Here is a 23,036-nt window from a genome sequence, read left to right as displayed (position 1 = left end):
GGTCACCCGGGCGGTGTCGCCGGAGCCGAATCTGCGGGAGGTGTGATGGCCACACGTTGGGAACGTGCGCAGCGGCTCGACGAAGAGGATCCGTTGGCTCATGTCCGAAAACATTTCGCGTTGCCCGACGACGTGTGCTATCTAGACGGGAACTCGCTCGGGGCACTACCGCGCGGAGTGGGAGACCGGGTGCGGGAGGTGGTAGATGAAGGATGGGGCAAGCAGCTGATCCGGGGATGGGACGGTGCCGGCTGGTGGGAGGCGCCGGAGCGGATCGGTGATCGGATCGGCGGACTGCTGGGTGCGGCGGCAGGTCAGACAGTGGTGGGTGAGACCACCACGGTGCAGATATTTAATGCATTGGTCGCGGCAGCCCGGCTACGCCCCGACCGAGAATTGATCGTGACCGACTCCGACCACTTCCCAACCGACCGCTACCTCGCCGCCTCGGTAGCCCGGATGCTGGGCAAGCGACTACTCCTGGTGCCGGTGGCCGAGGCCCCCGCGCTGCTTCGGGAGCGGGCCGCAGAGATTGCGGTGCTCGCGTTGCCGGCGGTGGACTTCCGTACCGGCGAGCTCTGGCCTTTGCGGGAGCTGACGGCCGAGGCCCACGGGGCCGGAGCAGTGGTGATGTGGGACCTCTGCCACGCGGTGGGCGCAATGCCGGTCGACCTCGACGCCGCGGAGGTGGACGTTGCCGTGGGTTGCTCCTACAAGTTCCTCTCCGGTGGCCCCGGGGCGCCAGCGTTCATCTACGTCGCCGAGCGTCATCATTCCCGGCTGGATCTCCCGCTGACCGGTTGGACCGGGCACGCCGAGCCGTTCGCGATGGCCGCCGAGTACCAACCCGCTCCGGGGATCGCCCGCGCCCGGGTCGGTACCCCGCACGTCTTGTCGCTGTTGGCGTTGGAGGCGGCGCTGGCCGTATTCGACCTCGTCGAGCTGGCTGCAGTGCGGGCAAAGAGTGTGGCGCTCGGGAACTTTCTCATCGAGTGCGCGGAGTCCGAGCTGGTGCCGCTCGGATTCGAGGTGGTTACCCCATGCGACGAGTCTCGGCGAGGCAGCCAGGTCACGCTTCGTCATCCTCAGGCTTACGAGCTGGTGCGACTCCTTGCCGGCCGGGGGGTCATCGGGGACTCACGGCCGCCCAATCTGCTGAGGTTCGGACTCAACGCCCTCTACGTCAGCTATCAAGATGTGCATCGAGCAGTTCAGGAGTTGGCTGCGCTGGCCCGATAGCGCTCAACCTGCTGATGCTCGGGTTCGGCGAGCTCCGCGGGTTGAACTACCTCGCTCCCCGGGCTATGGGGCGGTCAGGCAGCGGGGTCGCCGTTGATCGAGGTCCGGACCAGCGCGAGCACCTCTCCGCGGTCCACCTTGGTCGCCGGGGTGCGCGGTAGCGACGCCACCACCACCAGGTGCCGGGGCCGCTCGTACGGCGCGAGCCGCTCCCGGCACAGCCCATCGAGCTCGGCCTCGGTGGGTGGTCGATGGCCGGGCCGGACCTCGACGACGGCGACCGGCACCTGCCCGAGTCGCGGGTCCGGCAGCCCGGTCACCGCGGCCTCCCGGACCGCCGGGTGGCGCTCCAGCGCCCGCTGGACCGTTGCCGGCTGGACCTTGAATCCGCCGCGCACGATCACGTCGTCGGCCCGACCCCGAAGCCACAGGAAACCGTCGTCGTCGAGCTCGGCCAGGTCGCTGGTGCGGACCCACTCGTGTGGTCCGTGCGCCGACTGCTCGGTGCGGACCTCCAGTCGGCCGACCTCGCCGGTCGGCAGCGGCTGACCGGCCGGGTCGGTCACCCGCAGCGTCACCCCTGGGTACGCGCGGCCGGCGCTACCGGCCTTCCGCTCCCACCACTGTTCGTGCAGCGGGTAGCTCCAGCCCGCGACCGCGCCCACGAACTCGGTCGCGCCGTAGGTCATCAGCACCCGCGCCCCGTACCGCCGGAAGAACTGGTCCGCCAACTCTGGTGGGCAGGCGGCGGCTCCGGAGGTGACCAGCTTCAGCGACCGTAGCCGCTCCGGCGGGACCGCCTCATCCAACACGTTCCAGATCGCGGCGGGAGCGAGGAAGGTCGCCCGGATCTGGTGTCTGGCAACGAGTTCGCTCCACGGCACCGCGCCGAACCGGGACATGAGCACCAACCGGCGGCCCCCGGTGAGCGCCCCCAGCGTCGCCCAGAGCCCGCCGATGTGGCCCAGGGGCGCGGCGACCAGCGAGGTCGAGTCGGTGAGCAGCTGCCCGGGTGCCGGGAGCTGCCCGCTGGCCAGCAGCGACGCCGCCAGTTGCCGTTCGGTTAGGTGGATCCGTTTCGGCGGGCCGGTCGTGCCGGAGGTCAGCATCTCGATCGCCGGCCCCGCGCCGAGCCGGTGGTCCGGCGCCGGGGGGCGGGTCGCTGCCTGGTTAGCGGCGCGACGGCCGGCGGCGCCCCCGCCACCGAGCAGCCGGACCCGTCCGTCGGCGGCGACCGCGGCGGTCACGGTATCCGGGGGGAGTTCCCCGGCTGGCAGCGTCTCGGGCGCCCCCAGCAGCACCGGGAGCTCTGCGGCCGCCACTTCTTGCGCTAACTGGTCCGGCGACGGCCATGGGCGCAACGGCACCACCCTGCGGCCGGTGGCGAGCGTGGCGAGTAGCGCGGCGACCTGTTCGGGGCGGTTCTGCAGCACGATCCCGACCCGGCCGCCCGGTCCGACGCCGGCCGTAGTCAACAGCGTGTCCACGGCTCCGGCGCAGGAACGGATCGCGCCCCACCGCCACCACCGGCCATTGTGTTCGATCGCTTGGGCGCGCGCTGGCGCCTCCCGCAGCAGTCGTGCGAGCCGATCCTGGAGCCGCATCGCCCACCCCTTCGGTCCGTGCCGCGGCAATTCTGTCGGCACGATTCCGGCCGCGCAAATAGGCGCATGGATGGCCATATTCCGACCTACGCATGCACCCGCCCTGGCGACACATTGCCGATGGCGCAATGGTCTGCCCCCGCCTGGCCTTATGGGTGGCGCCGGTCGGTCATATGGTGACAGTGCAATATTGCTATTCGCTATTAGGAATCGAAATATTGGCACTGAGCCTTGTCGCCGGCCTGGCGGCGTGCCTACGATGCCACTGCGACTCTGGCCGGGCGACGTGATGAGGGCGGAGTCGTCGCCGAGGTTCGCAATTCTGTTGTTGGGCGCCCGCGCGTACGAATGGCTGCTCGCCTCCATCGAAGGGATGCGGAAGGACTCGATGAGTGACGTTTCGGTAGGGCTCGCTGACATTGACGATACACTATTGACGAAACCATCTGAAGCGTTTCCGCTGACCGATCTCCAACACGCGTACGTCTTCGGTCGACGGCCCGGCCTGGAACTCTCCGGCGTCGCCAGCCACGTCTATCTGGAGTTCCATGGGCCACGCCTGGACCTCGACCGGCTGGCCGATGCGCTGCACCGGTTGACCACCCAGCACGAGATGCTCCGCGCGGTGCTCACCCCGGACGGGCAGCAGCGGGTGCTGCCGCCGCCGTCGCGGCGGCGGGAAATTCCGGTGGAAGACCTCACCGGCCAGGCCGGCTCAGGGCGGCGCAATGCGCTGGCGCGGGTACGGGCCGAGCTGAGCCAGCAGCAGCCGCCGGCCGACCAGGCCGAGCCGTTGCAGGTACGAGTGAGCCTGCTCGGCGCGGGCGAGCAGCGGCTACACCTGCGGGTCGACCTCCTCTTCCTGGACCTTCCCAGTGTGCTGCGGCTGCTTGTGCAGTGGCGGCGCGGCTACGACCAGCCGGAGTGGACGCCGCCCGCGGTGGCCGCTAGTTTCCGCGACTACCCGGCAGCGCTGACCAGGCTGCGAGCCAGCGCCGCCGGCGACCGGGACGCGGCCTACTGGCAGGACCGGTTGCCGCAGCTGCCCGCCGCGCCGGAGTTGCCGCTGGCCGTGGCGCCGGAACAGCTGGGCACGCCGAGCTTCGAGCATCATCGGGTGACGCTCGACGCGGCCCGCTGGGCGTCGCTCGCCGGCTACGCTCGCCGACGCCAGCTTGACCCATCCACAGTGCTGCTCGCTGCCTATGCTGAGGTGCTCCGCACCTGGTCCAAAACCGAGCAGTTCACGGTGATCGTGACCTCGAACGCCCGCCAGCCAACGCATCCGCAGATCGGCGAGGTGGTCGGCGAGTTCACCACCCCGCAGCTGCTGGCGGTCACCGGCCGGGCCGGGCAGAGTTTCGCCGAGCGCGCCGCCGACCTGGCCGACCAACTCGAGACCGACCGGGGCCACGGCACGGTCAGCGGCATCGAGGTGATGCGGGAGCTGGCCCGCCAGAACGGTGGCCGGGCGGCGATGCCGGTGGTCTTCTCCAGCACCGTCGGCGCGGCCGAGTCGGCCGGCGGTGACCCGCTCGCCAGCTTCGGAGAGCCGCTGCACATCGCCACCGCGACCCCACAGGTCTGGTTGGAGAACCAGCTCTGGGAGCGGGCGGGTGAACTGATCGTCGCCTGGCACGCGGTCGAGGGGCTGTTCCCGCCCGGGCTCGTGGCCGACCTGCTCGCCGCGTACCAGCGCCTGCTCAGCCGGCTCGCCGACGACGAGGCGAGCTGGGAGCTCGGCGGCGGGCTGGCCGGCCTACCCCCGGCCCACGCCGTCGAACAGCAGGCGGCGAACGCGACCGACGAGCCGCTGCCGGCGGTACGGCTGCACGACCTGGTCGCCGCGGCGGCGCAACGGCGGCCCGATGCGGTCGCGGTGATCACCGAGGCCGGTGAGTTCTCCTACCGATGGCTCACCGAGCAGGCCCACCGGCTGGCGCGGCGGCTGCGGGAATGCTGCGACCCGCGGCCGGGCACGTTGGTGGCGGTCTCGATGCCGGCCGGTGCCGAACAGTTGGCGGCGATCCTCGGAGTGCTGCACAGCGGCGCCGCGTACGTGGCGATCGACCCGACGCTGCCGGAGCAGCGGCGGCACGCCCTGCTGCAACGGTGTCGGGTGCCCGCGGTGGTGACCGACGAAGCGTTGCGCGAGGAGCTGAGCTGGCCGGCGGGGGTCACCGTGGTCACCGGGGCGGACGAGGCTACGCGGCGGTGCGACCCGGCGCCGGTGACCAGCCCGCAGCGCCCCGACGACCTGGCCTACGTGATCTTCACCTCGGGCTCGACCGGCGAGCCCAAGGGCGTCATGATCACCCACCAGATGGCCGGCAACACCATCCAGGACATCAACCAGCGGTACGCGGTCGCCGCGACCGACCGGGTGCTGGCGCTCGCGCCGACCGGCTTCGACCTGTCGGTCTTCGACATCTTCGGGGTGCTCGGTGCCGGCGGCGCGGTGGTGGTGCCGGCGGCCGGCCGGGCCAGCGACCCGACGCACTGGACCGAGCTGGCCGACCGGCACGGCGTCACCATCTGGAACACCGTGCCCGCCCCGATGCAGATGTGGGTGGACGCCCGGAGCGAGGCTGCGGATGCTGGGGTGGCCGGCGGGTCGGCGGCCGACCGGCTGCGGCTGGTGCTGCTGAGCGGCGACTGGATCCCCACCGACCTGCCGGCGCGGATCCGGGAGCAGTTCCCCGCCGCGCAGGTGATCAGCCTGGGCGGGGCGACCGAGGGGTCGATCTGGTCGGTGGCCTACCCGATCGGCGAGGTGCCGCCGGAGTGGCCGAGCATCCCGTACGGCAAGCCGTTGGCGAACCAGACCCTGCACATCTACGACGCCTGGCTGGAACCGTGCCCCACCTGGGTGACCGGGGAGATCTACATCGGCGGCGCCGGTGTCGCCGCCGGCTACTGGGACGACCCGGAACGGACCGCGGAGCGTTTCCTCACCCACCCGGTCACTGGCGCCCGCATCTACCGGACCGGGGACCTCGGCCGCTACCTGCCTGGTGGCGACATCGAGATCCTAGGTAGGGAAGACCACCAGGTCAAGATCAACGGCTACCGGGTCGAGCTGGGTGAGATCGAGGCGGTGCTGGCCCGGCAACCCGGGGTCCGGCAGGCGCTGGTCACCGCCCCGGCCCACCCGCACACCGGCCAGCGGCAGCTCGCCGCGTACCTGGTGATGACCGGTGGCGAGCCCGACCCGGCGAGGTTGCGGGAGGCGGTAGCCCAGCTGCTGCCCCAGTTCATGGTGCCGAGCCATTACCTGGCGATCGATGAGCTGCCGATCACCCGCAACGGCAAGGTCGACAAGGCGGCGTTGCCAGAACCTTGGCGGCACGACGAGGGCGGCGCGCCGGAGCGGGCGGCGCCGACCAACACGGTCGAACAGCGGTTGTTGGCGATCTGGTGCAAGCAGCTCGGCCACGACGACATCGGCGTCCGGGACGGCTTCTTCGACGTCGGCGGCGACTCGCTGCACGCGGTCGGCATCCTCCGCGAGGTCCGCCAGGAGTTCGGGATCGGGCCGGACGCCGAACAGGAGCTGATCGAAGGGCTCTTCATGAACACCGACATCGCCGACTTCGGGGAGTTGGTCGGCACCGCCGCGGTGGCGGCCTCGTGACCGGTACCACCGAGTGGGAGTGCGTGGTAGTCGGCGCTGGCTCAGCCGGGTCGGTGCTGGCCAGCCGGCTCGCCGCCGCCGGCCAGCGGGTGCTGCTGCTGGAGGCCGGGCCGGCGCAGCCCAACCCGGCGTCGGCCAGCCACCCGCTCCGGGACGCCGGCCGGCTGGTGCTGCGCGACTACAACTGGGACCACCAGGTCAATCTGCGCGGCAGCGGCCGGCACGCGGCGCTGCTGGCCGGGTCCGGCCCGGTCGAGGGCTCGCCCGCCCGGGCCCGCTGGGCCAGATTCCCCTACCAATTGGGCAAAGTGGTCGGTGGTTCGTCGGCGGTGAACGGCGCGGTCGCGATGCGTGCCCTGCCCCGCGACTTCGACCAGTGGGTGAAGCGGGGCAACCCGGACTGGTCCGCGGACCGGGTGCTGCCCTACTACCGGCGGTTGGAGGACGACCGGGACTTCGGCGATGACCCGCAGCGGCACGGGGCAGGTGGGCCGGTGCCGATCACCCGGGCCCGGCGCAGCGAGCTGCACGAGCTGGACGCCGCGTTCTGGCGCGCCTGCACCGACTCCGGACTACCGGCGCTGCCCGACCTGAACCACTTCTCCGGGGCTGGCGTTCACTCCAGGTCTGACGTCGAAGCCGGCCCGGGTGGCGGCGAGGCCGGCGTCGGTCCGGTGCCGACCAACGCCGTCGACGGGGTCCGGATGGACACCGCGACCTGCTACCTGCCCGTGCCGCCACCGCCGAACCTGACGATCCACAGTGGCGCGCTCGTCACCCGCGTGCTCACCGCCGGCGGCCGGGCCGTCGGGGTGGAGCTGCGCGACGGCCGCACTGTCTACGCCGGAGAGGTGGTGCTCAGCGCGGGTGCGATCGGCACTCCGGCGCTGCTGCAGCGCTCCGGGATCGGCGACGCCCGGTTGTGCCGGGCGCTGGGGATCTCGCCGGTAGCGGACCTACCCGGTGTCGGCGAGCAGCTCACCGACCATGCGTCGATCGTGATCTGGGCGGTGCCGGCCTCGGGAGACCCACGGCCCCGCAGCCGGTGGCGGGAGGTCGCCGCCCGGCTCACCAGCGGCGTCGACGGCGAGGTCGACCTCCAGCTCGGGCTGTTGAACGATGTGGACACCGCCGCCATCCCCGACCTGGCCGGACGTTTCGACACCGCGACCGCCGTCGGTATGTCGGTGATGCTGATGCGGCCCGAGTCGCGGGGCCGGGTCTTCCTGACCCACCCCGATCCGGATCAGCCGCCCGCGGTGGAGCTGGGAATGGGCGGCCACGAGCAGGACCTGGCGAGGCTCGCGGGCGGAGTACGGGCAGCCTGGCGGCTGTTGCGCAGCCCGGCGATCGCCGACCGGTTGGCCCGGATCCAGTTCTGGTCCGACCGGATGATCGACGACGACGTGGTGGTGCGCAGCGCGGTCCGCAACATCATGAACCCCGGTTGGCATCCGACCAGCACCGCGCAGATGGGGCCGGCGACCGACCCGACGTCGGTGGTCGACCAGGAGTGCCGGGTGCACGGTGTGCCGGGCCTGCGGGTCGTCGATGCCTCGGTCTTCCCGACCATCCCCAGTGTCCCGACGAACCTGACCACGATCATGCTGGCGGAGCGGATCGCCAGCCGGCTGGAGGGATGATCTGTGACCGTGGGAGACACCCCACCGCTGCGCCTCTACTGCTTCCCCCACGCGGGGGCGACCGCGGCCGGCTACCGGTCCTGGGCCGCCGCGGACCCACCCGGTATCGAGGTCCGCGGTCTGGACCCGCCCGGCCGCGGGGTCCGGGCGCGTGAGCCCCGCCCGGCCGACTTCGCCGGTCTGGTCGCCGCGCTGGCCGGCGTCATCGTCGACGAGCTGCGGGCGTCCGGGCCGGCCACCCCCTATGCCACCTTCGGCCACAGCTTCGGCACGCTGGTCAGCCTCGCGGTCGCCGCCCAGGTCACCCGCGACACCGGCCGGCCGCCGCGATGCGTAGTGCTCTCGGCCGGCCTACCGCCCCGGTGGCACAGCCCGGTCGACGAGGCCGCCGGCGAGCCGGACGAGCTAGTGCTGACCCGGATCGCCGAGGTCGGCGGTACCCCGCCCGAGTTGCTGGCCCAGCCGGCCCTGGCCCAGCACGTGATCGGCCGATTCCGCGCGGACTACGCCATCCGGGCAGAGTTCCACCGGCACACCGACCTGCGGGTCGATTTCCCGCTGACGCTGGTCGCGGCCGCCGACGACCGTCACGCCCCACCGGCCCGGATGTGGGACTGGCAACGCCACACCACCGCCGCCAGCCGGACCGTGACCATCCCCGGCGGGCACTTCGCGGCGCTGGGTGACCCGGCCCGGATCTTCCAGCTGGTACGCGACGAGGCGCTCGCCGGGGTGGCCGGCGCGGCGCGGAAGGAGGCCGGCGATGCCGGATGAGCACCTTGAACCGGAGCACTTCCAACCGGAGCATGCCGGGTTCCGGAAGCTGTGCCAGGACTTCCTGGCCCGCGAGGCGGTGCCTTACCACGACGAGTGGGAGCGGGCCGGGATCGTCAGCCGCGGCTTCTGGCGGGCAGCCGGCGCGGCCGGGCTGCTCGGCGTCGGGGTCCCGGCCGAGTACGGCGGGGCCGGGCAGCCCGACTACCGGTACCCGCAGGTGTTGGCGGAGGAGCTGATCGCTGCCGGCGTCACCGCTCCCGGGATTGTCGCGCACAACGACATCGTCGCCTCCTACCTGGCCACCCGGACCACCGCCGAGCAACGGGCCCGCTGGCTGCCCGGGCTCTGCGCCGGAGAGTTGATCGCCGCGATCGCGCTGACCGAACCGGCGGGCGGGTCCGACCTGTCCGCCATGCACACCACCGCGGTCCGCGACGGCGACGGCTACCTGCTGAACGGGCAGAAGACCTTCATCACCAACGGCGAGAACGCCGACCTGATCCTGGTCGCGGCCCGGACCGCCGGGCAGCGGGGCGCCCAAGGGGTGAGCCTGTTCGTGGTCGAGCGCGACACGACCGGCCTGCGGCGCGGCGAACCGATGGCGAAGCTGGGCTGGCACGCCAGCGACACCTGCGAACTCACCTTCACCGACTGCCGGGTGCCGGCGGCCAACCTGATCGGCAAGGAGCACGCCGGGTCGGCGTACCTGATGTCCGGGATGCCCCGGGAGCGGCTGAGTATCGCCACGGTGGCGCTCGCCGCCGCCGAGAAGGTGCTGGCGGCGGCGGTGGCCCACGCCCAGCAGCGGCACGCCTTCGGGCAGCCGATCGGCAGCCTGCAACACAACCGGTTCACGCTCGCCACCCTGGACACCGAGGTGGCGATCGCCCGGGTCTTCATCGACCGCTGTGTGCGGCAGCTGAACTCCGGGCGGCTGTCGGTCACCGACGCCGCCCGCGCCAAATGGTGGACCACCGAGCTGCAGGTCCGGGTCGCCGACCGGGCGGTGCAGCTGTTCGGTGGCTCCGGGTACCTGCGGGACAACCCGATCGCCAAGGAGTGGGCCAACAGCCGGGTGCAGACCATCTACGGCGGCAGCACCGAAGTCATGAAGGAACTGATCGGCCGATCGCTCGGCCTCTAGCCCGGCAACGAAGGGAGCAGCCACCATGGACGACAAGGGCGAATTCACGGTCGGCCTGGCCAACTTGGCCGACTGGCAGATCGTGACCGAGTGGGGCAACGGCGAGGGGTGGAACATCGGGTTCCAGGACCCGGCCTGCTTCCTGCCCACCGACCCGGACGGGTTCTTCATCGGCCGGCTCGACGGTCGGCCGGTCTCCGCGGTCTCGCTGGTCAACTACTCCGACGACTACGCGGTCTGGGGCCACTACCTGGTCGACCCGCAGCAGCGCGGCGGCGGGTACGGGCTCGGGGTGTGCAAGGTGGCGAGCCCGCACTCCGGCGACCGGGTCACCGCCGGTGACGCCATGCCCGAACAGGTAAAGAACTACAGCCGGGACGGTTCGGTGCCGGTGCACGACACCATCCACTTCGTCGGAGCGCTGGACCGGCCCGGTTCGCTGCCACCGGAGGTGATCCGGATCGGGCCAGAGCAGCTCGACGAGGTCGCCGACTACGACCGGCAGTGTTTCCCGGCCTACCGCCGGGAGTTTCTACGCCGGTGGCTGACCGCCGAGGGGCACCAGGGGTACGCGCGGATCGTCGACGGCGCCCTCACCGGGTTCGGGGTGGTCCGACCTGCTCCCGCCGGGCACCGGATCGGGCCGCTCTGCGCCGACACCCCGCGCGACGCCGAGGCGCTCTTCGACGCCCTCACCGCAGGGCTGGTCGCCGGGGACCAGGTCTCAATCTTCTCCCCGGACACCCAGCCGGCGGCGGCGAAGTTGTTCCAGGAGCGGGGGCTGACCGAACAGTTCCGGGTGGTGCGGATGTACCGGGGCCCGGTGCCGCAGTTGCGCACCGACGCGCTCTACGGCATCGGCAGCCTGGAACTCGGGTAAGGGGAGAGCAGATGTCCGATCAGGAGCAGCAGTCGACCCCCACCCTCTACGAATGGGTGGGCGGCGCACCGGCGTTGGAGACGCTGATGGCCGCCTTCTACCGGCGGGTGCGCCAGGACGACGTCCTGGCGCCGCTCTTCGCGAACATGCCGGAGGACCACCCGCACCACGTCGCGATGTGGTTCGGTGAGGTCTTCGGCGGCCCCGCCACCTATACCGAGCAGCGGGGCGGTTTCCGGGTGATGCGGGCCCAGCACGTCGGCAAGGACATCGCGCCAGAGCAGCGCCAACGCTGGGTGTCGCTGATGCTGGAGGCCGCCGACGAGGTGGGGCTACCCGACGACGCGGAGTTCCGGTCGGCGTTCGCAGCCTATGTGGAGTGGGGTTCCCGGCGGGCGATGGCGAACTCCCGCCCCGGGGTGACGCTCTCCCCCCGGACGACCACGCCGGTGTGGGGCTGGGGCGAGGCACCACCCGGCATCGACTGAGCGCGCGATCGGCTACAGACAGCAACGGAAGGTGGAGTCAAATGACCGAAACGACCGGGTACGACGTGGTGGTGGTCGGCGGTGGCGCTGGCGGGTTGACCGCGGCGCTGGTGTTGGCCCGTTCCCGGCGGCGGGTGGCGGTGATCGACGCGGGCGAGCCGCGCAACGCGCCGGCCGAGCACGTCCGGGGGTTCCTGAGCCAGGACGGCACCCCGCCGGTCGAGCTGCTCGCCGCCGGCCGGTCGGAGCTGGCCCAGTACGGGGTGGACATGATCGGGGACCGGGTCGACCGGGTCGAGCCCGGGTTCACACTGTCGCTGGCCAGCGGCCGGCAACTGACCGCACGCCGGCTGGTGGTGGCGACCGGACTGCGCGATGAGCTGCCGGAGCTCCCCGGCGTGCGGGAACGGTGGGGCCGGGATCTGCTGCACTGCCCGTACTGCCACGGCTACGAGGTCCGGGACCAGCCGACGGCGGTGCTGGGGACCCACCCGGCCGCGGTCCACCACGCGCTGCTGCTGCGGCAGTGGACCGACGACCTGTCCTACCTCCCACACACCCAACCGGTCAGCGAGCAGGACCGGCTCCGGCTCACCGCCCGCGGGATCCGCGTCGTCGAGGGCGAGGTCGACCGGCTGGAGATCGTCGACGACCAGCTTCGCGGTGTGGTGCTGGCCGGCGGCGAACTGGTGGAGCGCCAGGTCGTCTTCATCTTCCCGCGGATGGTCCCGCGCGACGACCTGCTGCGCTCGCTCGGCTGCGACCGCGACGAGCAGGGCTGGGTGACCACCGACCGCACCGGACGCACCAGCGTCCCCGGGGTCTGGGCAGTAGGCAATGTGGTCGATCCCCGGGCGCAGGTGGTGACCGCCGCCGGGATGGGCTCGGCGGCCGGCTTCGCGCTCAACAACGACCTGGTGCAGGAGGAGGTCGAGCTGGCGGTCAAGGACCACCTGGGCCGTAGCGAAGGGGGCAGCGGCACATGACCGGGCGGAGCCTCTGGGAGATGACCGACCTCTCCACGCCGTGGGCGCTGCGGACGGTGGTGACGCTCGGCGTCCCGGATCTGATCGCCGACGGGGTGCGGGAACCGTCCGAACTAGCCAAACAGACCGGGGCCGACGCCCGGGCACTGGCCCGGCTGCTCCGGCACCTGGCGGCGCGGGGCGTGTTCACCGAACCCGTTCCCGGCAGCTTCGGGCTCACCGAGACCGGTGAGCAGCTGCGGCGCGGGCACCCGTCGCGGATGGCCGACTGGCTCGACACCCGGGGCGCCGCCGGCCGGATGGACGAGGTCTACGCGGCGCTGCCGGCCGCGGTCCGCACCGGTGCCCCGGTCTACGAGTCGGTGCACGGCACCCCGTTCTGGGCGCACCTGGCGGCCGACCCAGCGCTGCAGGAGTCGTTCGACGCGCTGATGTCGCAGGGCTCCGGCGACTACCACCCGATGCTCGCCGACCGGGACTGGTCGACCGCCGGTCATGTGGTCGACGTCGGCGGTGGCCAGGGGGAGCTGCTCGCCCGGCTGCTCGCCGAAGCGCCCCAGCTGCGCGGCACCCTGTTCGAGTTGCCCGGCCCGATCGCCGGTGCTGGCGAACTGCTCACCGCGGCCGGGGTGGCCGACCGGTGCGAGGTGGTGGCCGGCAGCTTCTTCGACGACCCGATCCCCGCCGGCGGCGACGTCTACCTGCTCGCCTCGGTGCTGCACAACTGGCCCGACGAACAGGTGGTCACCATCCTGCGCCGGGTCGCGGCGGCGGCCGGCACCGACGGGCGGGTGCTAATCGTCGAGGGGGTGATCGACGCCGGCGCCGACCAGCAGTGGGCGACCCACCTCGACCTGAAGATGCTGATCCTGTTGGGCGGTCAGGAACGCACCCCGGCGCACCTGACCGAGCTGGCCCAGCAGGCCGGGTTGGCAGCGGCAGGTGTGTCTCATCGCGACCGCGGGCCGTTCCAGCTTCCCTACGCCGTACTGGAGTACACAGTGGCAGCCGCCGCAGACCGGCGGGATGCGGACCGATGAGCGGGCGGGCCGGCTGCTGCCGGCCTACCTGCTGACCATCTTCGTCCTGGTGACCCTCAACTTCGCACTGCCCCGGGCGATGCCCGGCGACCCGATCACCGCCGCCTACACCGAGGGGTCGACCAGCTATGTGCACGACGAGGCGATCCGGGAGCGGCTGCGGGCACACTACGGCCTGGACCAACCGTTGCCGGTGCAGTACGGCCAGTACCTGACCGGGCTGCTCCGAGGCGACCTGGGCACCTCGATCCGATACGGCGTACCGGTGACCGAGCTGCTGACCACCCGCGCCCCGCGGACCGGGCTGCTGGTCAGCACCGCGCTGGTGGCCGGCACCCTGCTGGGCGTGGCGGCCGGCGCGGCGGCCGGGTGGCGCCGCGGCCGGCGGGTCGACCACGCGTTGCTGGCGGGGTTCACGCTGCTGCGCAGCATCCCGGTCTTCGTTCTGGGCAGTCTGCTGTTGCTGGTCTTCGCGGTGCGGCTCGGCTGGTTCCCGATCGCCGGTGCCAGCACCCCGTTCGCGTCGTTGGGGCCGGTGGCCCGCACCGTCGACATCGCCCACCACCTGGCGCTGCCGGCGACCGTCCTGGCGCTCCAGTTCGCCGCCGGGCAGTTCCTGGTGATGCGGGCCGGGATGGTCAGCGAGCTGGGCGCCGACTACCTGCTCGCCGGCCGGGCACGAGGACTGCGCGAGCGCACCCTGCGCTACCGGTACGCGGGCCGCAATGCGCTGCTGCCGGTGGTCAGCGTGCTCGCCGTCCAGGTCGGCACCGCGGTGACCGCCACCATCCTGGTCGAGACCGTCTTCCGGTACGAGGGGGTCGGTCGGCTGGTCTTCGACGCGATCCGGTTCCGGGACTACCCGACCCTGCAGGGCTGCTTCCTGCTGTTGACGCTGTCGGTGGTCACCGCCAACGCGCTCGCCGAGTTGGCGTACCGGCGGCTCGATCCACGAGTGGCGGCGGCGTGAACCCGCTCCGGTCCGGGCCGGCGCTGATCGGCGCGGTGATCCTCGGCCTGCTGCTGGTCGCCGCGGTGACGGCGCCGCTGCTCGCCCCCTACGATCCGGCGCAGCCGGTCGGCCCGTCGCTGGCGTCGCCGTCGGGCGCGCATCCGTTGGGTACCAACAACCTCGGCCAGGATGTCGCCTCCCGGCTGATCTGGGGAGCCCGCAGCACGCTGCTGGCGGCGGCGACCGCGGTCGGGCTGGCGGTGTCGCTGGGGGTGTTGGTCGGAGTCGGTGCGGGCCTCGCCGGCGGTTGGCCGGACCTGCTCGCCGCCCGCACCATCGACCTGGCGTTGGCGGTGCCGCGGCTGCCGCTGCTGATCCTGATCGCCGCATTCGCCGGCGTCGGCGGGCCGACCGTGGCGGTGCTGATCGGGGTGCTGATGTGGCCGGCGGTCGCCCGGGTGGTGCGCAGCCAGACCCTGACCCTGCGCCAGCGCGGCTATGTGCGCGCCGCCCGCGGCTTCGGCGCCAGCTGGTCGCAGCTACTGCGCCGGCACCTGCTGCCCGGGCTGGCGCCGCTGCTGATCGCCGAGACCATTGTGGTCGCGAGCGCCACCGTGCTGCTGGAGGCGAGCCTGGCATTTCTCGGCCTCGCCGACCCGACCCGGGTCAGTTGGGGGCTCGACCTGCACCGGGCGCTGCTCGAGCCCGGGGTCTACTTCAGCTCCGCCTGGCTGTGGTGGGTGCTGCCGGCCGGAGCGCTGATCACGATGGCGATCCTGGCGTTCACGCTGCTCGGCGTCGGCGTCGAGCGCCGGTGGCAGCCCAGAGTGGAGCGGGTGGCATGAGCGCGCTGTTGACAGTGACGGACCTGCGGGTCCAGTTCGACGGCTCGGTAACCGCACTGCGAGGCGTGAGCTTCACGCTCGCGCGGGGCGAGTCGTTAGCGGTGGTAGGGGAGAGCGGAGCGGGCAAGTCGACGCTGGCGCAGTGCCTCGCCGGACTGCGGCAACCTCCCGAGGTCACCGGCAGCGTCCAACTCGACGGCGAGGAGCTGGTCGGCGCCGCCTCGGCGCGGCTGCGGGTTCTGCGCGGACCGAAGGTCGCGCTCTGCCTGCAGGGTGCGCCGTTCAACCCGGTGTCGACCTTGGCGGAGCAGCTCGCCGAGCCGCTGCTGGCACACGGCCGGCTGCGTCCCAGCCAGGCGCGGGACCGGGTCGCCCAGCTCGCGGCGGAGTGCCAGCTCGACCCGGCGCTGCTGGCGCGCTACCCCCACCAGGTCTCCGGTGGCCAGCGCCGCCGGGCGGCGTTGGTGGCGGCGCTGGTGCTCGACCCCGAGCTGCTGGTGCTCGATGAGCCCACCGGCGGGCTGGACCCGGAGACCAGCCACCGGCTGGTGGCCGAGATCGGGGCGCAGACCCGGTCGCGGGGCTGCGCGTTGCTGGTGGTCACCCACGACCTCGCCGCCGCCGTCCGGCTCAGCGAGCGGACGTTGGTCCTCTATGGCGGGTCGGTGCTGGAGACCGGGCCCAGCGCTGAGGTGATCGGCGATCCGAACCACCCGTACACCTGGGCGTTGACGAACGCGTACCCGGCGATGAGTAGCACCAAGGAGCTCCGCCCGATCCGGGGCGCACCACCGGACCCGGCCGATCCGCCGGCCGGCTGCCCGTTCCATCCCCGGTGCCCGCAGGCGGTCGAGGTGTGTCGCGAGCAGCCGGCGCCGCTCACACCCGTGGCGGCCGAGCCGCCCGCTCGTGCGGTCGCCTGCCACCTCGGTGGCGTGCGGACGCTGCTCGCCGTCCGGGGGGTCAGCAAGCAGTACGGCCGGGGTCGGCGCGCGCAGCGGGTGCTCGACGAGGTGTCGCTGGATGTCCGGCAGGGCGAGGCGGTCGGCCTGGTCGGCCCCTCCGGTAGCGGCAAGAGCACGCTGGCGCTGATCGCCAGTGGGCACCTGACCGCGGAGGCGGGAGAGATCGATCTGTTGGGCGAGCCGCTGCCCACCGGTCGCAGCCGAGCCGACCGCCACCGCCGGGCTCGGGTGCAGCTGGTGATGCAGGACCCGTGGGACGCGCTGTCGCCCCGGCTGACCGTCGCCGAACAGCTCGGCGAGCCGCTGGCGCTGCTGGGCTCCCCCGGCGGCGACCCGGCCGGGGGCGACCCGGCTGAGCAGATCGCCGGCGCCCTGTCGGCGGTCGGGCTGCCGACCTCGGCCCGGTTTCTCGGCGCCTACCCGCACCAGCTCTCCGGCGGGCAGCTGCAACGGATCGCGCTCGCCCGGGCGCTGATTACCGAGCCGGCGGTGCTGCTCGCCGACGAACCCACCAGCATGCTCGACCCCTCGGAACAGGCCCGGCTGCTGGTGACGCTGCGGGAGCGGCAGAGCGAACTGGGGCTCGGCCTGCTGTTCATCTCCCACGACCTGGCGCTGGTGCGGAAGGTCACCGACCGGGTGGTGGTGCTCGACCACGGCCGGGTCGTGGAGTCCGCCCGCACCGAACTGCTCTGCGCCGCCCCACGCAGCCCCACCACCCGCCGGCTGCTCGCCGCCGCCCCCACGTTGCTGATCCCACCCTCCCCAGTGCCCAGTACCAGTGACCGCACCGAAAAGGAGCAAACTGATGTTACCGATGAATCGCCGTACCTTCCTGCGCGGCAGCGCGCTGGCGGCGGGAGCGGGGGCGCTCTCGCTGACCGCGTGCGGCGGCCAGGAGCAGAGCGGGACTGATCCGCAGCCGTTGACGCTGCGGATGCCCGGCCCGGATGTAGCCTTCCCGTCGCCGTTCACCTATCGCGGTGGGATCGGCTACCTGCAGGCGAGCTACCTCTACGACACTCTGTTGTGGAAGGACGCGGCCGGCGAGTACATCCCGTGGCTGGCCACCGGCTTCGAGCGCAGCGACGACGGCCGCACCTACACCTTCACGCTGCGGGAGGGGGTCACCTGGCACGACGGGGAGCCGCTGACCGCCGAGGATGTCGCCTTCACCTTCGACTACCTCGCCGAGCACGCCGACCAGCTCGCCCCGTCGGTGATCACGGTGCCGAACTACGACAACCTGGCGGGGGTCGAGGCGATCGACGAGCTGACCGTCGAGTTCCGGCTCCGGGAGCCGGACTGGACCTTCGAACAGTTCACCGGCGCCGGTGGGGTGCTCATCTTCCCCCGCCACATCTGGTCGTCGATCAGCGAACCCGGCCAGCAGCAAGACCCGGCGCTGCTGGTCGGGTCCGGGCCCTACCGGCTGACCGAGTACGAGCCCGGCACCGGGGCGAACCTGTACCTCGCCAACGACGACTACTTCCTGGGCCAGCCGGCGGTGGCCCGGATCGAACACCGCCCGGTCGACGACCCACTCGCGGCGCTGCTCGCCGGCGAGGTCGACCAGGCGGGCGGGGTCGGCCCGGGCACCGGGCTGCGGCCGCAGGCGCTGGCCCCGTTCGAAGACCGGGACGAGTTCGAGGTGATCGACGCACCGTTCGGCGAGACCGTGGTGGGGCTCTACTGGAACCTCGCCGCGGGCGGGGTGCTCGCCGAGGCCAGCTTCCGGCGGGCCTGCGCACTGGCGATCGACCGGCAGATGCTGGTGGAGCGGCTCTTCGACGGCAAAGCCGCCCCGGGCAACCCGGGACTGCTGCCGCCCAGCCACCCGTACCACGTGCCGGTGGAGCAGTACGAACACGACCCGGCCCAGGCCGAGCAGCTGCTCGCCGACGCAGGGTACGAACGGGACGGGGCGGATGGGATTCGGCGTGGCCCGGACGGCGAGCCGCTCCGCTTCGAACTGCTGGTCAGCAACGAACAGCCGATGGGCCCGGTGGAGCTGGTGATCGCCGAGCTGGCCGAGATCGGGATCGAGTGCGAACCGGTCGCGGTGGACCTACCCAGCTTCCACGAGCGGCTGAACAGCGGCCAGACCGAGCTGTCGATGACCACCTTCGGTGGCACCAACACCGACGAGCAGCCCGACGGGATGGCCAAGGTGTACGCCTCCACCTCCCGCTCCCTGCAACGCGCCCAGGGGTACGCGAACGCCGAGTTCGACCGGCTCGCCGAGCAGCAACGCGCCACTCTGGACGAGTCGGAGCGGCAAGAGCTCGCGGCGCAGATGCAGCAGCTGGTCGCCGAGGAGTTGCCGATGCTGCCGCTGGTGTACCCGCCGCTGACCACCATCGTCCGGACCACCGAGTTCGACGCCTGGTACCTGACCCCCGGTGGGGTCGGCGGCCTAGTACCCGGGGTCAACAACAAGCACGCCTTCGTCACCGGAGCGACCACCGGCGGGGTGAGCTGATGGGCGCCCTCGACCTCAGCCCAGATGCTGGCCCCGATGCCGTCCCGGATGCGTGGGCGCGGGGGATCGACTACTCGGCGATGGCGTTGCCGGAGAAGCTCACCGACTGGCGGCTGGCGCTGGCCTACCACGCCGCCACCGACGCCGGCCTCATCGGGGCGCTGCCCGGGACCGCGGCCGAGCTGGCCGAGCGGTGCGGGCTCTCGGAATCAGCCGTACAGGCAGTGCTGGCGGTGCTCGTCGCCTGGCAGCTGGTGAGCGTGGACGAGCACGGCCGCTATCAGGAAGGCCCGGCCCACCCGGCCCCCGCCGACCAGGCGATGCTCGCCCAGCACGGGGTGTGGATCCGGCGGTGGGCGGTGCTGCTGCCCAAGCGGTTGCACGATCGGGCCGCGACTTCGCCCGAGAACCCGCCGGCACCAGCCCCGGGGGTCGGCCTCGACCTGCTCGCGGCGATCACCCGGCGGGTGACCACCCCGGTGCTCGACGCCTGCCTGGATCGGTTCCCCCACGCCCGTACCGTGCTGGACCTCGGCGGTGGCCACGGCGAGTACGCGCTGGCGCTGGCGAGCCGCGGCCTCACCACCACCATGCAGGACCTGCCCGGGGTGATCGAGGGAGCCCGGCAGCGCGGGCGACTGGCCGCCGCCGGGGTGGAACTCTTCGCCGGGGACTGCCTGGAAACGTTGCCGCCGGGGCCGTTTGACCTGGTGCTCTGCAGCATGGTCACGAACATCTTCGATGCCGAGGCGAGCCGGGACTTGTGCCGCCGGCTGCGGCCGATCATCGCTCCCGGCGGCGGGCTGGCGATCGTCAGCTATCTACGCGACCGGCACCGGGTGGGGGCGAGCTTCGGCCTGCAGATGCTGGTCGCCACCCCGGGCGGCGACGCGCACGGCGAGCACGACTACCGCCGGTGGCTCGACGAGGCCGGTTTCGGCCCGGCCCACTGCTACGACCTGGACGAGCCGCCGCAGACCGTTGTGCTGGCGGGGGTGCCGACGTGACCGGGCCAGCTCCCGCACCCCGGGTGCTGGTCGGCGCCACCGGTTCGATCGCGGTCTCGTCGCTGCCCAGCTACCTCGGTGCGCTGCGGGAACGGATCGGCGGCAGCTACACCGTGCTGATGACCCATACCGCGACCCAGTTTATTCCACCCCAGACGGTGGGACTCGCCGCCGACCGGGTAGTGGCGGGGGAGGCGACCGAGGATTGGCCAACCGACCGGCCGTCGCGGCTCGCCGCTGACCACGACCTGCTGCTGGTCCTGCCGGCGACCGCGAACATCCTGGCCGCGGCCGCCGCCGGCGCCGCCCCGAACCGACTCGCCACGGTCATCCTGGCGGTGCCCTACCCGGCGGTCTTCTTCCCACATATGGGTACGCCGATGTGGCGAAAACCGGCGCTGCAGCGCAACGTCGCCCAACTGCGGGCCGACGGCCATCAGGTGGTGGAGCCGGTCTGGCACGACAGCTACGACGTGGCCGCCCAGACGATGGTCAGCCACCCGGCCATCCCGTCGCCGGAGGAGGTGGTCACGGTGGTGGAGAAACTGCTCGCGGAGTAACCACCGGCACGGTCCCGGCGCCGACGTTCTCCGGCTTGGTTGGCCTGGGAGGGATCTTGCGTACCGGAATATCCGACATTCCGGTACGCAAGATCCCTCCCTGCCCAACCAAGTGCCCCCAAGGCTGGCCGGGCTGTACCGAGGTCTACTGTGAACTCACCACTGTGCCGGAGTGGCCCGCGCTGGACCGGGTGACCATGGTCGACCTGGATCTGGACGTGTGCCGGGTTCGTGGTGCTGGCCAGTTCGGGTAAAGGATCGCCACTCTGCTTACCAAGCGAGGCGAGCGGTCCACACCGGCCGGATCGACCGCTGGCCTACGCGACCCTGCTCGCTTATCGGGACACTTGATCATCTTGCAATGGCAGTGGCGAGGTCCTCAGTGCCTGGTCTACAAGAGCCACTGGTGAAGCCGGAGTAGTGTGTCGACGCGCCGCGGCGTTGACCGTCCGGCTTGGTGGGCTGGGCACGCCCACGGGGGAAGTCCGACTTGGTTGGCCTGGGAGGGATCTTGCGTACCGGAATATCCGACATTCCGGTACGCAAGATCCCTCCCTGCCCAACCAAGCCAGGATCGGGCGGGCTGGGCGCCCGCTTAGCTCGCCTAGGTAGGTCGAGGGGCGGGCACACCTATCATCCACACCGGACCCAGCTAGTCGCAGTGGAACGTCTGCCAGGTCACCGCTTGCCTCGATGAATCAGCCCGCAGGCGTATACGACTCTGCTGGCTAACTGGAGAAGGGCAGTGACAGCAAGAACTTGGCTGGGAGGGCCGCTGAGCTGCCTGCGGGTCGCCGACTTTGTGGCGTCGGCCCTCCCTGCCGCCGGCTGACTCGCGCCGGGATCGCGTCAGACGGAAGTCTGTACCAGGTCACGGGCTTGTCAGCAGACCCCCTTGCGTCCGGCTGTCAACACCGTCGGCCGCTTGGTCGGTTGAGTGGTGATCCACTACGGCGACCAACCAGGCTCATACTGGCAAATCAGGCGCCACTCGACCCACCAAGCCGGGTGAGACGATCTGCCCGCCGATCTTGCCGCCCGACAGCCCGGCCGATGGCGTATGCGTAAGCAAAGCAAACGCGCCCGCAGCACCACCTGAGCTGCGGCGACGCCTGATGACCAAGCAACCGGTGGTGGGCGGCAGAGCTGCGTACCTGGCGCTGGCGAATTCGAGTCGGGGCGCTGGTGGGCTGTCGACCGCGCACCTGGCGGTGGCCCTAAGCGAGCTGGCCGGGGGCCATGCCGTAGCGGGAGAGCGGCTCGACCAGCTGGTCCTCTTCGTACCCCAGGTGGGACGTGAGAGCATCGGCGAGCTGATCGACCGCCGCCTGCAGCGGGTCGAAGTCGTCGGGCTTGTTGATCAGATCGACCAGCGCCCGATCGACCCGCTCCGAGAGTTCGTGGATGACCACGTGCTCCTCCTCAAGCCGATCCAGCACCGGGGCCAGGCCCGTGTCGCTGGTCCGCAGATGCGGGAAGACCGATTGGTCCTCCAGCCCGTGGTGCTGCGCGAGCAGCGTGCAGTACGAGGCGCAGTAGGCGCCGAGCGCCCAGGTGTGCTGCCGCATCGTCAGCTGGTTGATCTGCGAGCGGGCGACGGCCGGGGAGAGGGCGCCCCGGCGCACCTGCCGCAGCAGATCCCGGAGCTGTTTGAGCTCCTGCCGGAGATGGTCGTGCACATCGACCAGGTGCTGACCGATCGCGTGCCCCCGCTCGGTGTACGCGTGGCCTTCGGGCGCGGGTGGGGCGACCGGCCGGGTCGTCTCGTCCCAGACCGGGGTGCCCTCGTCCGCGGGAGCGTCGGCCCCGGCAGCGGCACCTGCCGCCAAGTCAGCCCCCACCGAGCCGCGGGGCCGGCCACGCTCCGCGGCGACCGCCTCCCGGACCGCGGGCGCGACCTCGGCGCCGAACCGCGCGATCGTGGTCGGATCGTCGGTCATCAGCACGAAGCCCGAGACGCCCGCGGTGAGTGCGAGCTCGGTGAGCTGCTCGGCCCAGGCGGTGGGCGGGCCGCTGAGCAGGCCGGAGTCGGAGTCGGTGAACTCCCCGCTGAGGTTCAGCAGCCGGCGAATGGCGGCGGGTGCCCGGCCGGCCGCGGTGGCGGCCTCGTCGATCCGGGCGTTCAACTCCGGCAGCTCGGCCGCCCCCCGCTTCAGGAACGGCAGGCTGGGAAGCCACCCGTCGGCGAACTCGCCGACCAGCCGCAGCATCCGCGGGCCATAGGCGCCGACCCAGATCTCCATGTCGTGGGCGGGGGCGGGGCCGCGCTTGGCGCCGGCCACCCGGTAATGCTCACCGATGACGCGGGCACCGCCCCGCTGGTCGACGTCCCACACCTCGCGGATGATCTCGATCGCCTCGCGGAGCGCCGCGACCGCCTCACCGGGCTGCCGCCGGGGGCCGCCGTTCGCCTCGATCGCGTCCCAGAACCCGCCGGCGCCGAGCGCCAACTCGACTCGACCGCCGGTGAGCCGGTCCAGGCTCGCGGCGCTGCGGGCCAACACCGTGGGTTGCCGCAGCGGCAGGTTCAGCACGTTGCCGCTCAACCGGATCCGGTCGGTGGCGGCGGCCACGTACGACAGCAGGGTCCAGCTGTCGAGGAAGGCGGGCTGGTAGGGATGGTCTTGGAACGTGACCAGATCCAGACCGGCCGCCTCGCTGGCGCGCGCGAGCGCGACCACCTGCTCCGGTTGCCGCGCCGACGGGGTGAGGAAGCTGCCGAACTGCAGCTCATGTCCATAGTCAGTCATGACAGATCAAGGGTACCGGCGGGTTCCGCCCGCGGTAGAT

17 protein-coding genes are annotated in these 23,036 nt (G+C 71.9%); 15 read left to right on the top strand and 2 right to left on the bottom strand.

The annotated features are described in order from the left end of the window. Positions 1-45 precede the first annotated feature (45 nt). Positions 46-1,239, top strand: coding sequence for a kynureninase (kynU, locus tag JQS43_RS21035; RefSeq protein WP_239676103.1), 1,194 nt, complete (start codon positions 46-48; stop codon positions 1,237-1,239). A 74-nt stretch (positions 1,240-1,313) separates the two neighbouring features. Here kynU and JQS43_RS21030 read toward each other — a convergent pair whose 3' ends face one another. Then, positions 1,314-2,843, bottom strand: coding sequence for a class I adenylate-forming enzyme family protein (locus JQS43_RS21030; RefSeq protein ID WP_239676102.1), 1,530 nt, complete (start codon positions 2,841-2,843; stop codon positions 1,314-1,316). A gap of 259 nt (positions 2,844-3,102) precedes the next feature. Here JQS43_RS21030 and JQS43_RS21025 point away from each other — a divergent pair, with 259 nt between their 5' ends. The 14 genes from JQS43_RS21025 to JQS43_RS20960 are packed head-to-tail and all read left to right on the top strand — an operon-like array spanning position 3,103 to position 20,246. Continuing rightward, positions 3,103-6,477 (top strand): non-ribosomal peptide synthetase, encoded by a 3,375-nt coding sequence (locus tag JQS43_RS21025; RefSeq protein ID WP_239676101.1) that lies wholly within the window; start codon positions 3,103-3,105, stop codon positions 6,475-6,477. Next, on the top strand, positions 6,474-8,120 hold the full coding sequence (locus tag JQS43_RS21020; protein WP_239676100.1) for a GMC family oxidoreductase: 1,647 nt from the start codon (positions 6,474-6,476) through the stop codon (positions 8,118-8,120). Before JQS43_RS21025 ends, JQS43_RS21020 begins: the two co-directional genes overlap by 4 nt. Before the next feature lie 3 nt (positions 8,121-8,123). Next, complete coding sequence (locus tag JQS43_RS21015; protein WP_239676099.1) at positions 8,124-8,894, top strand: thioesterase II family protein; 771 nt, start codon at positions 8,124-8,126, stop codon at positions 8,892-8,894. Next, positions 8,884-10,041 carry an acyl-CoA dehydrogenase family protein gene (locus tag JQS43_RS21010; RefSeq protein WP_239676098.1) on the top strand — a complete coding sequence of 386 codons (1,158 nt, stop codon included), beginning with the start codon at positions 8,884-8,886 and terminating at the stop codon, positions 10,039-10,041. Before JQS43_RS21015 ends, JQS43_RS21010 begins: the two co-directional genes overlap by 11 nt. 25 nt (positions 10,042-10,066) lie before the next feature. Continuing rightward, positions 10,067-10,921 carry a GNAT family N-acetyltransferase gene (locus JQS43_RS21005; RefSeq protein WP_239676097.1) on the top strand — a complete coding sequence of 285 codons (855 nt, stop codon included), beginning with the start codon at positions 10,067-10,069 and terminating at the stop codon, positions 10,919-10,921. Positions 10,922-10,932: 11 nt separating this feature from the next. Continuing rightward, positions 10,933-11,409 (top strand): group II truncated hemoglobin, encoded by a 477-nt coding sequence (locus JQS43_RS21000; protein ID WP_239676096.1) that lies wholly within the window; start codon positions 10,933-10,935, stop codon positions 11,407-11,409. 41 nt (positions 11,410-11,450) lie between these two features. Further along, on the top strand, positions 11,451-12,395 hold the full coding sequence (locus JQS43_RS20995; RefSeq protein ID WP_239676095.1) for an NAD(P)/FAD-dependent oxidoreductase: 945 nt from the start codon (positions 11,451-11,453) through the stop codon (positions 12,393-12,395). Then, positions 12,392-13,435: a methyltransferase gene (locus tag JQS43_RS20990; protein WP_239676094.1), complete on the top strand. Its 1,044-nt coding sequence runs from the start codon at positions 12,392-12,394 to the stop codon at positions 13,433-13,435. The genes JQS43_RS20995 and JQS43_RS20990 overlap by 4 nt, the downstream gene beginning before the upstream one ends. Beyond that, on the top strand, positions 13,422-14,405 hold the full coding sequence (locus tag JQS43_RS20985) for an ABC transporter permease (RefSeq protein ID WP_239676093.1): 984 nt from the start codon (positions 13,422-13,424) through the stop codon (positions 14,403-14,405). The genes JQS43_RS20990 and JQS43_RS20985 overlap by 14 nt, the downstream gene beginning before the upstream one ends. Continuing rightward, positions 14,402-15,232 carry an ABC transporter permease gene (locus tag JQS43_RS20980; RefSeq protein ID WP_239676092.1) on the top strand — a complete coding sequence of 277 codons (831 nt, stop codon included), beginning with the start codon at positions 14,402-14,404 and terminating at the stop codon, positions 15,230-15,232. Before JQS43_RS20985 ends, JQS43_RS20980 begins: the two co-directional genes overlap by 4 nt. Next, positions 15,229-17,112, top strand: a complete 1,884-nt coding sequence (locus tag JQS43_RS20975; protein WP_239676091.1) for an ABC transporter ATP-binding protein — start codon at positions 15,229-15,231, stop codon at positions 17,110-17,112. The genes JQS43_RS20980 and JQS43_RS20975 overlap by 4 nt, the downstream gene beginning before the upstream one ends. Beyond that, complete coding sequence (locus JQS43_RS20970) at positions 17,006-18,679, top strand: ABC transporter substrate-binding protein (RefSeq protein WP_239676090.1); 1,674 nt, start codon at positions 17,006-17,008, stop codon at positions 18,677-18,679. Before JQS43_RS20975 ends, JQS43_RS20970 begins: the two co-directional genes overlap by 107 nt. Continuing rightward, positions 18,679-19,686: a methyltransferase gene (locus JQS43_RS20965; protein ID WP_239676089.1), complete on the top strand. Its 1,008-nt coding sequence runs from the start codon at positions 18,679-18,681 to the stop codon at positions 19,684-19,686. Before JQS43_RS20970 ends, JQS43_RS20965 begins: the two co-directional genes overlap by 1 nt. Continuing rightward, a complete protein-coding gene (locus tag JQS43_RS20960; RefSeq protein ID WP_239676088.1) occupies positions 19,683-20,246 on the top strand; it encodes a flavoprotein in 564 nt (187 codons plus the stop codon). The genes JQS43_RS20965 and JQS43_RS20960 overlap by 4 nt, the downstream gene beginning before the upstream one ends. A 1,217-nt stretch (positions 20,247-21,463) precedes the next feature. Here JQS43_RS20960 and JQS43_RS20955 read toward each other — a convergent pair. Then, positions 21,464-22,996, bottom strand: coding sequence for an LLM class flavin-dependent oxidoreductase (locus JQS43_RS20955; protein WP_239676087.1), 1,533 nt, complete (start codon positions 22,994-22,996; stop codon positions 21,464-21,466). Positions 22,997-23,036 lie beyond the last annotated feature (40 nt).

This window comes from Natronosporangium hydrolyticum (assembly GCF_016925615.1).
GTDB lineage: Bacteria > Actinomycetota > Actinomycetes > Mycobacteriales > Micromonosporaceae > Natronosporangium > Natronosporangium hydrolyticum.
Note: the sequence above shows the minus strand (reverse complement) of the source record. Positions and strands in the feature narration are given on the sequence as shown.

What these genes read in the sequence shown, in the direction of transcription:
- kynU (WP_239676103.1), top strand. Translation starts at nt 46, where the DNA reads ATGGCCACACGTTGGGAACGTGCGCAGCGGCTCGACGAAGAGGATCCG.
- JQS43_RS21030 (WP_239676102.1), bottom strand. Translation starts at nt 2,843, where the DNA reads ATGCGGCTCCAGGATCGGCTCGCACGACTGCTGCGGGAGGCGCCAGCG.
- JQS43_RS21025 (WP_239676101.1), top strand. Translation starts at nt 3,103, where the DNA reads ATGCCACTGCGACTCTGGCCGGGCGACGTGATGAGGGCGGAGTCGTCG.
- JQS43_RS21010 (WP_239676098.1), top strand. Translation starts at nt 8,884, where the DNA reads ATGCCGGATGAGCACCTTGAACCGGAGCACTTCCAACCGGAGCATGCC.
- JQS43_RS21005 (WP_239676097.1), top strand. Translation starts at nt 10,067, where the DNA reads ATGGACGACAAGGGCGAATTCACGGTCGGCCTGGCCAACTTGGCCGAC.
- JQS43_RS21000 (WP_239676096.1), top strand. Translation starts at nt 10,933, where the DNA reads ATGTCCGATCAGGAGCAGCAGTCGACCCCCACCCTCTACGAATGGGTG.
- JQS43_RS20995 (WP_239676095.1), top strand. Translation starts at nt 11,451, where the DNA reads ATGACCGAAACGACCGGGTACGACGTGGTGGTGGTCGGCGGTGGCGCT.
- JQS43_RS20990 (WP_239676094.1), top strand. Translation starts at nt 12,392, where the DNA reads ATGACCGGGCGGAGCCTCTGGGAGATGACCGACCTCTCCACGCCGTGG.
- JQS43_RS20985 (WP_239676093.1), top strand. Translation starts at nt 13,422, where the DNA reads ATGCGGACCGATGAGCGGGCGGGCCGGCTGCTGCCGGCCTACCTGCTG.
- JQS43_RS20975 (WP_239676091.1), top strand. Translation starts at nt 15,229, where the DNA reads ATGAGCGCGCTGTTGACAGTGACGGACCTGCGGGTCCAGTTCGACGGC.
- JQS43_RS20970 (WP_239676090.1), top strand. Translation starts at nt 17,006, where the DNA reads ATGTTACCGATGAATCGCCGTACCTTCCTGCGCGGCAGCGCGCTGGCG.
- JQS43_RS20965 (WP_239676089.1), top strand. Translation starts at nt 18,679, where the DNA reads ATGGGCGCCCTCGACCTCAGCCCAGATGCTGGCCCCGATGCCGTCCCG.
- JQS43_RS20955 (WP_239676087.1), bottom strand. Translation starts at nt 22,996, where the DNA reads ATGACTGACTATGGACATGAGCTGCAGTTCGGCAGCTTCCTCACCCCG.